At 65.1% G+C, this 14094-nt stretch carries 14 protein-coding genes; 7 read left to right on the forward strand and 7 right to left on the reverse strand.

Translation table 11 applies throughout. The features are described from left to right. Positions 1–4 precede the first annotated feature (4 nt). Complete coding sequence (locus tag NKJ77_RS25055) at positions 5–505, forward strand: hypothetical protein (RefSeq protein ID WP_245259886.1); 501 nt, start codon at positions 5–7, stop codon at positions 503–505. A gap of 140 nt (positions 506–645) precedes the next feature. On the opposite strand, the gene NKJ77_RS25060 is transcribed toward NKJ77_RS25055, so the two are convergent. The 3 genes from NKJ77_RS25060 to NKJ77_RS25070 are packed head-to-tail and all read right to left on the reverse strand — an operon-like array spanning position 646 to position 3406. Beyond that, positions 646–1536 (reverse strand): ribokinase, encoded by an 891-nt coding sequence (locus tag NKJ77_RS25060; protein WP_023831075.1) that lies wholly within the window; start codon positions 1534–1536, stop codon positions 646–648. Beyond that, complete coding sequence (locus NKJ77_RS25065) at positions 1533–2408, reverse strand: MurR/RpiR family transcriptional regulator (protein ID WP_023730361.1); 876 nt, start codon at positions 2406–2408, stop codon at positions 1533–1535. Before NKJ77_RS25065 ends, NKJ77_RS25060 begins: the two co-directional genes overlap by 4 nt. Further along, positions 2405–3406 carry a TIM barrel protein gene (locus NKJ77_RS25070; protein WP_352535891.1) on the reverse strand — a complete coding sequence of 334 codons (1002 nt, stop codon included), beginning with the start codon at positions 3404–3406 and terminating at the stop codon, positions 2405–2407. The genes NKJ77_RS25065 and NKJ77_RS25070 overlap by 4 nt, the downstream gene beginning before the upstream one ends. Positions 3407–3644: 238 nt before the next feature. Between NKJ77_RS25070 and NKJ77_RS25075 the strand changes: the two genes are divergently transcribed. The 6 genes from NKJ77_RS25075 to NKJ77_RS25100 are packed head-to-tail and all read left to right on the forward strand — an operon-like array spanning position 3645 to position 9501. Further along, positions 3645–4247 (forward strand): CDP-alcohol phosphatidyltransferase family protein, encoded by a 603-nt coding sequence (locus NKJ77_RS25075; RefSeq protein WP_352535892.1) that lies wholly within the window; start codon positions 3645–3647, stop codon positions 4245–4247. Between the two features lie 41 nt (positions 4248–4288). Next, complete coding sequence (locus NKJ77_RS25080; RefSeq protein ID WP_502902097.1) at positions 4289–6070, forward strand: bifunctional alpha/beta hydrolase/class I SAM-dependent methyltransferase; 1782 nt, start codon at positions 4289–4291, stop codon at positions 6068–6070. Positions 6071–6074: 4 nt separating this feature from the next. Next, the gene (locus tag NKJ77_RS25085) at positions 6075–7415 is read left to right on the forward strand and encodes a phosphatase PAP2/dual specificity phosphatase family protein (protein ID WP_023695494.1); all 1341 of its coding nucleotides are present in this window, start codon (positions 6075–6077) and stop codon (positions 7413–7415) included. Between the two features lie 10 nt (positions 7416–7425). After that, the gene (locus tag NKJ77_RS25090; protein WP_023688985.1) at positions 7426–7860 is read left to right on the forward strand and encodes a hypothetical protein; all 435 of its coding nucleotides are present in this window, start codon (positions 7426–7428) and stop codon (positions 7858–7860) included. A gap of 3 nt (positions 7861–7863) precedes the next feature. After that, positions 7864–8532, forward strand: a complete 669-nt coding sequence (locus NKJ77_RS25095) for a lysophospholipid acyltransferase family protein (protein WP_023672504.1) — start codon at positions 7864–7866, stop codon at positions 8530–8532. 39 nt (positions 8533–8571) lie between these two features. Then, positions 8572–9501, forward strand: a complete 930-nt coding sequence (locus NKJ77_RS25100) for a phosphatidate cytidylyltransferase (protein WP_031195140.1) — start codon at positions 8572–8574, stop codon at positions 9499–9501. A gap of 10 nt (positions 9502–9511) precedes the next feature. Here the strand turns inward: NKJ77_RS25100 and NKJ77_RS25105 are convergent, their stop codons facing one another. From NKJ77_RS25105 to NKJ77_RS25120, 4 genes are all read right to left on the reverse strand, one after another. Then, positions 9512–11119 carry an FGGY-family carbohydrate kinase gene (locus tag NKJ77_RS25105; RefSeq protein ID WP_023688987.1) on the reverse strand — a complete coding sequence of 536 codons (1608 nt, stop codon included), beginning with the start codon at positions 11117–11119 and terminating at the stop codon, positions 9512–9514. 119 nt (positions 11120–11238) lie between these two features. Then, the gene (locus NKJ77_RS25110) at positions 11239–11967 is read right to left on the reverse strand and encodes an SDR family oxidoreductase (protein ID WP_023688988.1); all 729 of its coding nucleotides are present in this window, start codon (positions 11965–11967) and stop codon (positions 11239–11241) included. 27 nt (positions 11968–11994) lie between these two features. Beyond that, positions 11995–13254, reverse strand: a complete 1260-nt coding sequence (locus NKJ77_RS25115) for a sugar ABC transporter permease (RefSeq protein WP_023688989.1) — start codon at positions 13252–13254, stop codon at positions 11995–11997. After that, positions 13251–14075: an ATP-binding cassette domain-containing protein gene (locus NKJ77_RS25120; RefSeq protein ID WP_023688990.1), complete on the reverse strand. Its 825-nt coding sequence runs from the start codon at positions 14073–14075 to the stop codon at positions 13251–13253. Before NKJ77_RS25120 ends, NKJ77_RS25115 begins: the two co-directional genes overlap by 4 nt. Positions 14076–14094 lie beyond the last annotated feature (19 nt).

Here is a 14094-nt window from a genome sequence, read left to right on the forward strand (position 1 = left end):
GATCATGCAAAGTGCATTGGCGAAGTTCATCATGGCAAGTTCCGTTCTGGCCGCGCTGCAAGCCGCGCAGCCGGCTTTTGCCGCGTCCTGCAACTGGAGCGCCAAGATGGAAGAAGACGAAGGCGGCAGCGTGCTGACGGCTTCGGTGTGCGGCGGACCGAAGGCCGATGCGCATCTGATGCTCGTCTGTTTCGACAAGCCGGTGCTGAGCTACGATCTGGGTGCGGCCGGCCAGCAGCTGGAGCCCGGCATCAGCGCTTCCTTCACCTTCAAGGGCGGTGACAAGAGCGTGACCAAAAAGCTCGACCTCGAGGCCATGTATAATTACTTCACGGCTGAGCTGAGCAAAGACGATCCACTGCTCGGCCTGTTGCGCGGCAAGGGCGACGTCACGGTTACGGCCGACAAATATGGCGAGAACAGCTTTCCGCTGACCGGCTCGAGCGCGGCCATCGGCAAGGTGCTGACGCAGTGCGGCAAAGGTTCGGCCGGCGACGCGGACTGAAGCTCCCTACTTTCGACCACGCAGCTTGGTCCCGCGCCTCCGTCAGGGCAAAGCCAAGCAGGTTCTCGCCGCGCCCGGTTTGCCGTTTCGCTCATCGACGGGGGCACGGGTTTTGGAGGCGCAACATGCGGCCTGAGTTTTCAACGCGAGCTGCGCTCTCCCTCCGGTGTCGCCACCAGCGAGGCGGCGGCGGCATTGGCAGTGGCAATCGCCGCTTCCACCGGATGGCCACGCGCGAGGCCTGCCGCGAAGGCGCCGACGAATTCGTCGCCGGCGCCATGGGTGCTGACGACTTTTACCGGAATGGCCGCCAGCGCGAAGGCCGCGCCGATCCGGTCGCAATAGGCGACGCCTTCGCCGCCGGCGGTGACGATCGCCGATGGGTAGGTATCGATCAGCCGCCGCGCGGCTTCGGTTGCGCCGGCGAGCGTATCGACGACCGGAACGCCGGCCAAAAATTCCGCTTCGATGGCGTTGACGATGACGATGTCTATCAGCGCGGTCAATTCGGCCGACAGTGTTCGCGCCGGTGCGGCGTTGAGCACAACGCGGCCTCCGGATGCCCTCACCGCGCGCGCGGCAGCGATGTTGGCGGCATCGGGCACTTCGTTCTGCAGCAACAGCATTGCCGTCTGTACCACCACCTCGCCCGCAGCCGCGATGTCATCACTGCCCAGGGTGAGATTGCTGCCGGAGACGATCACCGCACCATAGTCGCCATCGCTGTCGAAGATCGCCACGCTGATGCCGGAGCCTGCGCCTGCCGCCACGCGCACGAAGCGGCGATCAACGCCGGCGCGATCGAGATTGGCCAGCAACGCCGTGCCGAAATCGTCGTCGCCGACGGCGCCGATCATCGCCGCGCGCACGCCGGCGCGTGCCGCCGAGACCGCCTGGTTGCCGCCCTTGCCGCCGCATTTCGGCTGCCAGGCATGGCCGGTCACAGTCTCGCCCTTGCGCGGACGGTCGGGCGCGTCGACCATAATGTCGTAGTGCAGGCTGCCGAAGACGGTGACCAGCGGAACCGTCATGTGCCGCGGTCTTTTCGCTTCGAGGTGACCGCCGACATGGTGCGGCCGAGATTGCGCTCCGCCGCCTGGTAGTCGCGCTGCGCCACCGCCACGAACAGCGCGTCGAGGATGTTGAGCTGCGCGATGCGGGCCGCCGCGTTCTCGCCCATCAGCGGCGATCCCTGCGCCGTCGAGCACAGCACGATGTCGGCAATCCGGGCCAGCGGCGAGTTGTCGTAGTTGGTGATGGCCAGCGTGCGGGCGCCGCTCTTGCGGGCAAGATGGATGGCGTCGATGACGGCCGACGTGTTGCCGGAATGCGAGAAGCCGACGGCGATGTCGTCGGCGCCGAGGAGCGAGGCCGACATCAGCATCATGTGCGAGTCGTCATAGACAGACGCGCGGATGCCGATGCGCAGGAATTTGTGCGAGACGTCGCGGGCGATCTGGGCGGAGCCGCCGACGCCATAAAAATCGCGGTTCCTGGCGCGGTAGAGCAGATCGGCGGCACGGTCGAAATCGTCCATGTCGAGGATCGCGAGCGTCTCCTCCAGCGCCTGGATCGAGGTGCGGAACACTTTCTGCACGATCTCGGCCGAGCTGTCGTCGACCGACAGTTCCTGGTGCATCTCGGCGGTCGGCAGGCGGCTGTATTCATAGACGGCGGTGCGAAAGTCGCGGTAGCCGGAGAAGCCGAGTTTCTTGGCGATCTTGACCACCATCGCCTCCGACACGCCGGCCTCCTCGGCGATCTGCTTGAGCGGAATGGTCTCGTCGAAACCGCGCCGGCCGAAGACGGTTTCCACCACCTTGGCCTCAAGCGGGGTGAGATGCGGCATCATCATGCGGATGCGCGGCCCCACGGCTTTCAGATCGAGATTGCTCAACGTCATCCACGTCCCCTCGTCTCCGGCCCGAGCATGGCTTCCTGGACGATAGCCTGCGACGTCACGGCGTCCTGGCTGGCCATCGCGGCGGACAGGCGGTTATCCTTCTCCAGCCGGTCGACAACGCGCAGCAGGCGCTTGACGGTGGCGATGTTGACTTCGCATTCGCGCACCGGATCGAGCCCGGTCATGTCGGGGAAAGTGTCGAAGTAGATGGCGCCGGCGTAGCCGTCGCGACGGATCTGGCACAGCAGTTCGATGGTCTGCAGCGTGTGCACCGCGCCGACCATCAGGCCGTCGTCGCGCTTGGCATAGCCATCGTTGAGATGGACGCCGAGCAGCTTGCTGTGGCGAGCGATCAGCGCCGCGGCGAAGGCCGGCTGTTCGTCGGCATAGAGCACATGGGCGAAATCGAGCGTGACGCCGAGATTGGGTAGGCCGACCTCGCGGATCGCCAGCAAGGTGGTCGCCGCATCCGGCATCAGCGAGTAGGAGCGCGGTTCGTTAGGCTTGTACTCCAGGCTGATCTGGCAGCCGGGATCATGCGCGGCAACTTCACGAATCCCCTCGATTTCGTGCTGCCAGAGCGTCGCATAGTCAGTTTGAAATGCATAGTCGAAGCCATCCTGGCCCAGCCACAGCGTCATCAGACTGGCGCCGGCCGCGCGCACCGCATCGATACCGGCCTTGGTCAAGTCGATGGCTTCGCGGCGCACCGCTGGGTCCGGATTGGTGAAGGCGCCGAGCTTGAAGGCCGGATTGGAGTAGTAACGCATGGCAAAGCCATTGATGGAAAGCCCGAGATCGCCGAGCCTTCGGGGGATTTCAGCCGGCTTTTCACTGAGATGGTCGGGGAAATTAAGATCAAGATCGGTCAGCCCGTCGACCTTGGCCGCGCGGGCTGCCATCTGCAGCATGGACGGCTTGCCGGTGAGATCAGGCCATTCGGCTTGCGGCCGCGAGGCGAAGGAATTCAGGCGGGTGGCGAAGGGACTGTTTGTCATGATCGACCTTTCAGTGATTTACTTCACACAAATACGAATATTTGTAAAGTTCTCATTTGCGAGACGGTTTGTAGCGCGCAACATCCTGCTTGGCCGAGATCTTCGGCTCCGCCTCAGCATCCATTTCGGGAGTTTCGAGTCCCGCAACGGTGCGGATACTGGTGCGAGCCCTTGCGCCCTGCCTGCCGATTGACCAATCTCGCCGACACTGTCATGAGCCGCGGTTGGGGGATCGCACATGCCAACGCTTTATCAACTGAAACCGGCCTTTCAGGCCAGGCTGCGGCCGTTGGCCGACCGGCTGGCCGATGCTGGCGTCACCGCCAACCAGATTACGCTTCTCGCCGCAGCACTGTCTATCGCCACAGGCCTGGTGGTCACTGCCTTTGCCTTCCATCTCCTGGTGTTCCTGTTGATGCCGGTGGTGCTGTTCGTGCGCATGGCGCTCAACGCCGTTGATGGGATGCTGGCCAGGGAACATGGACAAGCGTCGAAACTCGGGATGTATCTCAACGAACTCTGCGACGTCGTCTCGGACCTGGCGCTGATCCTGGCCTTTGCTCCGCTGTTCCCGGCCTGGGGTGTCGTTGCCTTCGCTATTACCGCCATGCTGGTCGAGTTCGCCGGCGTGCTCGGCGTCGCCGCCGGCAGCGGGCGCAACTATGCCGGGCCGTTCGGCAAGAGCGACCGAGCCCTGGTGCTCGGCGTCATCGCCTTCCTCATCGCCTGCGGCCTGTGGTTCCAAGCGATTGTGCCCTTTGTGTTTCCGGTCATGGCTACACTGTCAGTCGTAACCGCCATCAACCGGATACGCGGCGGCCTTAGAGTGGGCGGCGCATGATGCCAAAGCGTCAGGCACCCGACCGCCAGAGGGAAACCATGATCCACCAGACCATTGCAGCCGGAGCACCGGCAAGCCTCGAGCGCATCGCGCTGGAGCGCACGTTCAAGAGCCATGACGGCACCGAGATCTTCTACCGCTACTGGCCGGCCGCCGGGTCGACGCCAAAGGGTGCGATCCTTCTGTTCCATCGCGGCCACGAGCATGGCGGCCGCATGGCGCATCTGGTCGACGAACTCGCCATGCCCGACCATGCCTTCTACGCCTGGGACGTGCGCGGCAATGGCCGCTCGGCCGGGGAGCGCGGCTATGCGCCATCCTTTGCCGCCCTGGTTCGTGACATCGACTGCCTGGTGCGTGAGATCGGCCGGGATGGTTTTGGCCAGCGCGACATCGCGCTGATCGCGCAGTCGTTCGGCGCCGTGCTGGCTGCTGCCTGGGTGCATGACTATGCGCCCGACATCCGCGCGCTGGTGGTGGCTTCACCGGCCTTTTCGGTCAAGCTCTACGTGCCCTTCGCCAAAGAGGGCATTGCGCTGTGGCAGAAGCTCAAGGGCCGCTTCTTCGTCAATTCCTACGTCAAGGCGAAGTTCCTGACGCATGATGCCGAGCGCATCGCTTCCTTCGACGCCGATCCGCTGATCACGCGACCGATCGCCTCCAACATCCTGGTCGAGCTTTACGACCACGCTGCCCGCATCGTCTCGGACGCGCGCGCCATCACCGTGCCGACGCAGCTCTTGATCTCCGGCAGCGATTGGGTGGTGCGGCATGGACCGCAGCACGAGTTCTTCGTCAATCTCGGCAGCAGCGCCAAGGAGCGGCATGCGCTGCCCGGCTTCTTCCACGACACGCTGGGCGAGCGCGGTCGCAAGCAGGCGCTGGACCTGATCCGGCCATTCCTCGAAAAGCAATTTGCCACGCCGGAGAAAACCATCGACTTGCTTCAGGCCGACCGCGCCGGCTACACCCGCGACGAGGCCGAGAGGCTGGCCTCGCCGCTGGCGCTGCTGTCGCCAAAGGGTATCTACTGGGCGATAAGCCGCGCCTCGATCGGCATCGGCGCCTGGCTGTCTTCGGGCATGAAGATTGGCATCGCCACCGGCTTCGATTCCGGCTCGACGCTCGACTATGTCTACGAGAACGACGCGCGCGGCATCGGCTTCATCGGCCGCATGATCGACCGCACCTTCCTCGACGCCATCGGCTGGCGCGGCATCCGCCAGCGCAAGCTGCATCTGGAAGAGCTGATCGGCAACGCCGCCGCCAGCCTGAAGGCAGCCGGCCGTCCCGTCCACATGCTCGACATCGCCGCCGGTCACGGCCGCTATGTGCTCGATGCCGTCGCCAAATGCACTGAACCACCAGCAAGCGTGCGGCTGCAGGATTATTCCGAGCTCAATGTCGGGTTGGGTTCGAAGCTGATCGCCGAGCGGCGTCTGCCGACCAGCGTCAGCTTCCACCAGGCCGACGCCTTCGATGCCGACATGCTGGCCGGGCAAAAGCCGGCGCCGGACCTCGCCATCGTCTCCGGGCTTTACGAATTGTTCGCCGACAACACGATGATTTCCCGCTCGCTCGGCGGGCTGGCCAGCGCCATGCAGTCCGGCAGCCTGCTCGTCTACACCAACCAGCCATGGCATCCGCAGCTGGAGATGATCGCGCGCAGCCTGACCTCGCATCGCGGCGGCCAGGCCTGGGTGATGCGGCGGCGCACGCAGGGCGAGATGGACCAGTTGGTGACGGCTGCCGGTTTCGAAAAGATCGACCAGCGCATCGACCAATGGGGCATCTTCACCGTCTCGGTCGCACGGCGCGTCTGAGACCATGGCCCTGCCTGTCACTGACCCTGCCCCGGCGCGGGAACCCTATTTGGGCATCGTGCTGAGGGCCGCCCTTTGGCTGGCGCTGCTGGCGCCGTTCTTCTATTCGACCTATGGCTTTGCCAACTGGCTGGCGTCGCGGCGCGACCATGTCGGCAGCATCATGTTTGCCTGGGAACACGCCATCCCTTTCGTCGCCTGGACGATCGTGCCCTATTGGTCGATCAATCTGTTCTACGGCCTATCGCTGCTGCTCAACACGACCAGGCGCGGTGTCAACCGGCTCGCCGGCCGTTATCTCTCGGCGCAGATCATTGCCGTCGCCTGCTTCATCGCGTTCCCGCTGACGGCGACATTCGTGCGGCCGGAAACCACCGGCCTGCCGGGTTTCCTGTTTGCAGTGCTCGGTGGTTTCGACAAGCCGTTCAACCAGGCGCCATCCCTGCACATCGCACTCCTGGTGATCATCTGGGACCATTGGCGTCACGTTCTGGCACGTCACCGTCTCGGCGGCATTCTCCGCCCGGTCTGGCACGTCTGGTGCTTTCTCATCGGCGCCTCGGTGCTGACGACCTGGCAGCATCATTTCATCGACATTCCGACCGGCGCCCTGCTCGGCCTGTTTGCGCTGTGGCTGTTTCCGTCCAAGGGCGAGCTGCCATTCTGGGGTTTTCGGTTGACCGCCGACCCAAGGGCGCGGCGGCTGGCGGGTTATTACGGGCTGGGGGCGGCCCTTGCCCTGGCCGGCGCTGCCGAGGGCGCGTTGGTCTCCGCCGATTTTCTCATCCTGTTGTGGCCGGCATTGGCGCTGGCCATCGTCGCCTTCGGCTATGCTGGGGCCGGCGCCAAAGTGTTCCAGAAGGCAGCCGATGGTAGCGTCTCACTGGCCAACCGTATCCTGCTCCTGCCCTACCGGCTTGGCGCCCGGATCAATGTGTGGGTATGGACCCGCCAACTGGCGCCGCAAGCGGAGATCACCGACGGTGTTTTCCTCGGCCGGTTTCCGAGTGCCGACGAGGCCAACCGCTTCGGCACAGTGATCGACCTTGCCGGCGAGATGGAACGGCCGCGCGGCGTGACCTGCCGCTGGATCAGCTACGCGATGCTCGACCTCGTGGCGCCGCCTCACGACAGGCTGGAGCGAGCGGTGGCGGCGATCGAGCTGGCGCGCCGGCGCGGCACCGTCCTGGTCTGCTGCGCGCTCGGCTTCCAGCGCAGTGCAGCCGTCGTCGCCGACTGGCTGGTTGTGACCGGACGCTCGCACACTGCCGCGCAGGCGCGCAGGAAACTCGCCGCATTGAGCCGGCCCGTGCATCTTCAGATCGGGCTGGAAGAACCGACATGAGTTGGCCGGCATGAGTGGCGAGAATTTTCCCGAGAACGCCGAAATATTCGCCGCCGGACTGATGGTGCAGGCGGTGTGGCCGATCCTGCTCGTGGTGGCGGCTGTGATGGCAGCGCCGGTCATCGGCCTGGTGGCCGGGCCGCAGACGACAGCGCTGTCCGCGGCGGCCTGGCTGGTCACGGCGGCGAGCGCCGTGGCCACGCTGGCTCTTTCGGCCTTGCTTTTGTTCGATGCGCTGCTGTTCCGGCTGATGGCAAGCCACGCCAGCGAGGCCGCCGGGGGTGCCGCGGTCGACGATGTGCTGGCGCGCATGCGCCTGAAATCCACCACTGCCGGCGGCCGCTCGCTCGACCATCGCATGGCAGGCACGCGCCGCCTGCTGACAAGGCAGCGCATGGCGCTCGCCATGTTTGCTGCGGCATCCCTTTTCGCAGCATTTGTTTGAGCCATGACAAAACTTCACCTGCGCGCCAACACCTTCACCTTGCTGCAGACGGTGACGTCGGTCGGCCTGTCGGCGGCGGCCTGGGTGGTAACCGGCGTCAGACCAATCTGGAACGGCAGCCAGCCGTCGGAGCGGCAGCGCATCTACTTCGCCAACCATGCCAGCCATGGTGATTTCATCCTGCTGTCGGCCTGTCTGAGTGAGAAGGTGCGCGCCCGGACCCATGCGATCGCGGCGGCCGAATATTGGGGCAAGTCGCGGCTGCGCCGCTTCATCGCGCAGGACATGCTGTCGTCCGTGCTCATCCACCGGCAGTGGACCGACGAAACGCAACACCCGATCTCGATCATGCTGTCGGTGCTCGACGACGGCCACTCGCTGATCCTGTTTCCCGAAGGCACTCGCAACACGACGGAGGCGGATCTGCTGCCGTTCCGCTCCGGCCTCTACAATCTGTCGATGGCGCGGCCCGATGTCGAACTCATCCCGTGCTGGATCGAGAACATGTCGCGCGTGCTGCCCAAGGGCCAGTTCCTGCCGGTGCCGCTTCTGTGCCGCGTCGTCTTCGGTCCGCCGGTGGCGATCGCGCCCGGCGAAGAACGCCGCACCTTCCTCGAGCGCGCGCGCCAGACGCTGCTGTCGCTCAACCCGCGTCCCGATCGGGACCACTAGCATGACCAGGCAAAGAGACTTCGTATGACACTGCCGCCAATGCATGAAACCGTCATCCTGCTGGCCGGCCTGATCTGCGTGCTGACCATGGCGAGCATCGTTGCCGGTATCCTCTCATGGCGGGCGCCGAAGCCGCTGCCCTCGACGCTCGTCAACTTGAACCAGCGCATCAACGCCTGGTGGGTGATGGTGCTGGCGATCACCGTCGCCTTCTTCTTCGGCCGCACCGGCATGACCATCCTGTTTGCGCTGATCTCGTTTGCCGCGCTGCGCGAGTTCGTGACGCTGACGCACAGCCGGCGCAGCGACCACTGGGTGCTGCTCGGCATGTTCGGCATCATCATTCCCTTCCAGTACTGGCTGGTGTGGACCGCCTGGTACGGGCTCTTCACCATTTTCATCCCCGTCTACTGCTTCCTCTTGATGCCGGCGGTCACCGCGCTCAACGGCGACACCGAGCGCTTCCTCGAGCGCGTGTCCGCGCAGCAATGGGCGGTCATGATCTCGGTCTACTGCGTCAGCCATGTGCCGGCGCTGCTGACCCTCAACGTGCCCGGTTTCGAGGGCCGCAACCTCCTGCTCATCGCCTTCCTGATCATCACCGTGCAAGGCAGCGACGTGCTGCAATACATTTTCGGCAAGCTGTTCGGCAGGCATCTTCTGTCGCCCTCCGTCTCGCCCTCGAAGACCTGGGAAGGGCTGGGCGGCGGGCTGGTGGCATCGAGCCTTCTCGGCGCGCTGCTGTCGTTCCTGACGCCGTTCTCGCCGCTGGCGGCGGCAGGCGTCGCCTCCATCGCCTGCCTGATGGGGTTCCTCGGCGGGCTGGTGGCGTCGGCGATCAAGCGCGACCAGGGCGTCAAGGACTGGGGTCACCTGATCGAGGGTCACGGCGGCATGATGGACCGCGCCGACAGCCTGGTCTTCGCCGCACCGGTGTTCTTCCACATCGTCCGCTATTTCTGGACGTGAGCGAAGCCGTTCAATCGCGGATGGCCCGGCCTGCCTGCTGCAGCAATTCGAAGGCGGCGAAGCGCTTGTCGTGCCAGGGCACGAGGTCGCCACCGGCCGGGCGATAGATGTCGCCGATGCGCGACATGCCGGTCATCGCCGCGATCACATCGGGAAATTTTTGCGCCGCCACCGCAGCCAATATGGCTGAGCCGAGCAGCACCGGTTCGGGCGAGGTCGAACCGGCGACGGTCAGGCCTGTGGTGTCGGCCAAAAGCTGACGTACCAGCTCGCTTTGCGCCGCACCGCCGCTGACGACGATAGTGTCGATGGCAATGCCTTTTTTGGCCATCGCCGCCAGGATCTGGCGAACGCCGTAGCCGATGCCCAGCAGGCCGGCGACATAGAGCGCGACCAGACTGTCGAGGGACGTGTCCATGCCAAGCCCGGCGATCAGGGCCTTGGACTCGGGATCGGCGAAGGGCGAGCGGTTGCCGAGGAATTCCGGCACGACATGCAGTCCATCGGCCAGGTGCGCTACTGCGGACAGGTCGGCGGACTGTTTCGCCGCCTGCTGACCAAGCCAAGCGGTCAGGCCGAGACCTTCCGCCTTGGCTTTTGCGGATGCCTCAGCCGTGGCCGGATGGAAAGCGACGAGGTGGTCGATTGCAGCACCCGCCGCCGATTGCCCGCCTTCATTGAGCCAAAGCCCCGGCACCATCGAGGAAAAATACGGACCCCAGACGCCGGGCACGAAGGCCGGCTCGCTGGTGCTGGCCATGGTGCAGGCCGAAGTGCCGAACACATAGGCCATGCGCGACTGCAAGGTGCCGACGGAGCCCTGCCCGCCAACCGTGCCGACTCCCCCGGCATGGGCATCGATCAGTCCGGCAGCAACCGGCGTTCCCGGCAGCAGGCCGAGATCGGCCGCGGCGGCCTCAGTCAGGCCTTGGGCAAGTGCCGTGCCGCCTTCGACGATTTCGGTGCCGATGCGGGCAAAGCCTTCATCGGCGAGCGCGCCGAGGCCGACGGCACGGAAATAGGCGTCGTCCCAGCGCCGCTCATGACCGAGATAGGTCCATTTGCAGGTCAGCGTGCAGATCGAGCGCGCCAGGCTGCCGGTTGAGCGCCAGGTCAGATAGTCCGTCAGGTCGAAGAAATGCTCGGCCGCATCGAAGGTGGCGGGCAGGTTCTCGCGCAGCCACAGCAGCTTCGGCGTTTCCATTTCCGGCGAGATGGTGCCGCCGACATAGTCGAGCACGGCGTGCTTGCCGGCATTGATGCGCTGCGCCTGGTCGAGCGCGCGGTGATCCATCCAGACGATGATGTTGCGCTGGCTGTCGCCGGAACTGCCGGCCGGCAACGGCGCGCCATCCTGGCCGACCACGACCAGCGAACAGGTGGCGTCGAAGCCAATGCCGGCAATGTCGCGCCCGGCAAGCCCCGACTCCGTCACCGCCTCGCGCACGCTGGCGCAAACCGCGCGCCAGATGTCCTCGCTCGACTGTTCGGCGATTTCGCCGGGCTCGATGAACAGAGCGATGTCGCGCTTCGCCGAGGCAAGCATGGTGCCCTTGCTGTCGAACACCCCCGCCCTGGCACTGCCAGTGCCGACGTCGATGCCGAGGAAGTGGGACATGGGAAACCTCAGAAGTTAGGCAGTAGGCAGTAGGCGAGATGGTCGGCAGTGAATGGTCAGTTGCAAGAGCCTCTCCCCATTCCCTGCTGCCTAACGCCTAAGGCCTAACGCCTACTGCCTCACAAATCATTGCTCTGCGGCAGGATCACCAGATCCCTGATGGTGACGTTCCTTGGCCGCGTCAGCATGAACAGCACGGCTTCGGCGACCTCGACCGGCTGAATCAGGCCGCCCTTGGCCAGTTCATCCTCGAGCTTGTCCTTCGGCCAATCGCTGATCAGCGCTGTCACCACCGGCCCCGGCTGCACCGCGCCGACGCGCAGGCCGTGCGGGGCGACCTGGCGGCGCACCGTATGGACGAAGGCCTGCACGGCGTGTTTCGACGCTGTGTAGATCGGCTCCCAGACCACGGGCACCAGTCCGGCGATCGAAGACGTGACGATGATGTCGCCGGTCTTGCGTTCGACCATATGCGGCAGCACGGCGTGGATGGAACGAAAGACCGCATTGATGTTGAGGTTCAGCATGCGGTCCCAGGCATCCGGGTCGCCTTCGAGCACCGGGCCGCCGACATAGGCGCCGGCATTGGCGTGGAAGATATCGAGCTGGCCTGCCTTGTCCAGGATTTGCGGCATCATCGTCGCGACGCTGGCCGGCTTCATCAGATCGATCACCAGCGGGATCGCGTTGGGACCGAGTTCGGTGCAGACGCTTTTCAGCGCGTCTTCGGCGCGATCGACGAGCACAACGCGAACGCCGGCGGCAATCAGCGCTCTCGCGCATTCCAGGCCTATGCCCGACGCGGCGCCGGTGATCGCCGCGACTTTTCCACTCAAATCCTGAGCCATTCTTCTATCCTCGTATTCTCTGTTGGTTCAGGCTCGGCCGTGGGAAACCCGCGAGCGGCGTGCCAGGGAGTCGACGATGACCGCAATTGCCAGAACGGCGCCGGTGATCATGTAGCGAAGCGACGATGACAGATCGAGCAAGGTCAGCCCGCTGGCGATCGACTGGATGACGATGATGCCGAGCAGCGCGGAATAGGCGCTGCCACGGCCGCCAAACAGGCTGGTGCCGCCTATGACCGCCGCCGCAATGGCGTTGAGGTTGACGTCGCCGGTGCCGGCCTGCTGGCTGGCGGAGGCCAGCCGCGCCGCCGACAGGACGCCGCCGAGGGCGGCAAACATCGAGCACATGACGAAGGCGCTGAGGTAGATCGAGCGCACCTTGATGCCGGCCCGGCGCGCCGCTTCGCGGTTGCCGCCGACGGCGGTCATCGAGCGGCCCCATTGGGTGCGGGTCAGCGCATAGTTCATCGCCACCACCAGGCCGACGAACAGGCCGAACATCCACGGTATGCCGCGCGCCTGGTTGAGATAACCGACGATCAGTTCTAGCAGGATGGTCAGGGCGGCGACGCGCACGATGAGGCCGCCGACAGACGGCGCCGACAAATTGACGGCCCGGCGGCGGCTGACGGTTCGCAGGCCGGTGATCAGCATGACGATGCCGGGCAATGCCGCCAGTGCATAGGACAGCCAGTCCGGCATGACCAGCAACTGGCCGAAATTCACCAGGTTCGAGCCATAGGGCAGATTGATCGAGCCGGTGGAGCCCAGAATATACAGCTGCAGGCCCAGCACGGCGAGCAAGCCGGCCAGCGTCGAGACGAAACTCGGCATGCCGAGCCGGTTGAACAGCAAGGCATAGAGCGCGCCGATGAAACCGCCGACGGCAATCGCGGCGAGGATGGCGAGCGCCACCGGCCAGCCCTGGTTGACCCACAGCGTGCCCACCATGGCCGAGGCAAAGCCGCTGATCGAGCCGACCGACAGGTCGATCTCGCCGACCATCAGCACGAAGACTATGCCGAGCGCGATGACGCCGACGGTCGAGCAGTCGAACAACAGATTAACGAGGTTGCTTGACGAAACGAACACCGGGTTGAGCGCGGTGAACACGCTCCAGATGATGACCAGGCCGACGATGACCGGCAACGAGCCGAGGTCGCCGGAGCGGACGCGGTCGAAGAAGGCGCTGATGGCGCCACCGACGCCGGCCTGGTGCTTGACGCGGACGTCGCTGCGGTCGAGCGCCGTCGACGAAGAGGTGTCCTGCTTGGGCTCCGCGCTCATGGCCGCTGCTCCTGGTTGTGCGCTTGTTCGGCGGCCTTGCGCCGTTCGGCGCGGCGCGACACTGCATTGTTGGCGGCGCCGGTGATGGCGCTGACCAGTTCCTGGTTCGAGGCGTCGGGTTCGAAGACGCCGTTGTTGCGGCCGAGCCTGAGCACGACGATGCGGTCGGCGACGGCGCGCACGTCCTCCATATTGTGACTGATCATCAGCACGCCGAGCCCACGCTCGCGCACCCGGTCGATGAGGTTCAGCACTTCCGCCGTCTGGGCGACGCCAAGAGCGGCGGTCGGCTCGTCGAGCAGGATGACCTTGGGGTCGAGCAGCAGCGAGCGGGCGATCGCCACGGTCTGGCGCTGGCCGCCGGACAGCGAGGCGACCGCCTCGCGGACGCTTGGAATACGCGCCGACAATTCGTTGAGCAGCGTCCAGGCGCGAATTTCCATCGCCACCTCGTCCAGCCGCAGCGGGTTGATCTCCTTGCCTAGAAAGATGTTGGCGACGACGTCGAGGTTTTCGCACAGTGCGAGATCCTGGAAGACGGTGGCGATGCCGAGCGTCAGCGCGGCGCTCGGGTCGGGCATCGTCACTTGCCTGCCGCGGAAATTGATGGTGCCCGAGCTCGGCTGGTGGACGCCGGCCAGAATCTTGACCAGCGTCGACTTGCCGGCGCCATTGTCGCCGACCAGCGCCACCACCTCGCCGGCATGGACATCGAGATCGATATCGGTGAGCGCCGAAACGGCGCCGAAATTCTTCGAGATGCCGCGCAGGCTGAGCACCAGCTCGCCTGCCGAAACCGGTCCGTCAGAGATGTCAGACATGGTGGCAAACCTTTCCGGA

The organism is Mesorhizobium sp. M0052, assembly GCF_040323255.1.
In the GTDB taxonomy this organism is placed as follows: domain Bacteria; phylum Pseudomonadota; class Alphaproteobacteria; order Rhizobiales; family Rhizobiaceae; genus Mesorhizobium.

Excerpts from the sequence above, each read along its gene's own strand:
- NKJ77_RS25055 (WP_245259886.1), top strand. The coding sequence starts at position 5 with ATGCAAAGTGCATTGGCGAAGTTCATCATGGCAAGTTCCGTTCTGGCC.
- NKJ77_RS25060 (WP_023831075.1), bottom strand. The coding sequence starts at position 1,536 with ATGACGGTTCCGCTGGTCACCGTCTTCGGCAGCCTGCACTACGACATT.
- NKJ77_RS25065 (WP_023730361.1), bottom strand. The coding sequence starts at position 2,408 with ATGACGTTGAGCAATCTCGATCTGAAAGCCGTGGGGCCGCGCATCCGC.
- NKJ77_RS25070 (WP_352535891.1), bottom strand. The coding sequence starts at position 3,406 with ATGACAAACAGTCCCTTCGCCACCCGCCTGAATTCCTTCGCCTCGCGG.
- NKJ77_RS25075 (WP_352535892.1), top strand. The coding sequence starts at position 3,645 with ATGCCAACGCTTTATCAACTGAAACCGGCCTTTCAGGCCAGGCTGCGG.
- NKJ77_RS25085 (WP_023695494.1), top strand. The coding sequence starts at position 6,075 with ATGGCCCTGCCTGTCACTGACCCTGCCCCGGCGCGGGAACCCTATTTG.
- NKJ77_RS25090 (WP_023688985.1), top strand. The coding sequence starts at position 7,426 with ATGAGTGGCGAGAATTTTCCCGAGAACGCCGAAATATTCGCCGCCGGA.
- NKJ77_RS25095 (WP_023672504.1), top strand. The coding sequence starts at position 7,864 with ATGACAAAACTTCACCTGCGCGCCAACACCTTCACCTTGCTGCAGACG.
- NKJ77_RS25100 (WP_031195140.1), top strand. The coding sequence starts at position 8,572 with ATGCATGAAACCGTCATCCTGCTGGCCGGCCTGATCTGCGTGCTGACC.
- NKJ77_RS25105 (WP_023688987.1), bottom strand. The coding sequence starts at position 11,119 with ATGTCCCACTTCCTCGGCATCGACGTCGGCACTGGCAGTGCCAGGGCG.
- NKJ77_RS25110 (WP_023688988.1), bottom strand. The coding sequence starts at position 11,967 with ATGGCTCAGGATTTGAGTGGAAAAGTCGCGGCGATCACCGGCGCCGCG.
- NKJ77_RS25115 (WP_023688989.1), bottom strand. The coding sequence starts at position 13,254 with ATGAGCGCGGAGCCCAAGCAGGACACCTCTTCGTCGACGGCGCTCGAC.
- NKJ77_RS25120 (WP_023688990.1), bottom strand. The coding sequence starts at position 14,075 with ATGTCTGACATCTCTGACGGACCGGTTTCGGCAGGCGAGCTGGTGCTC.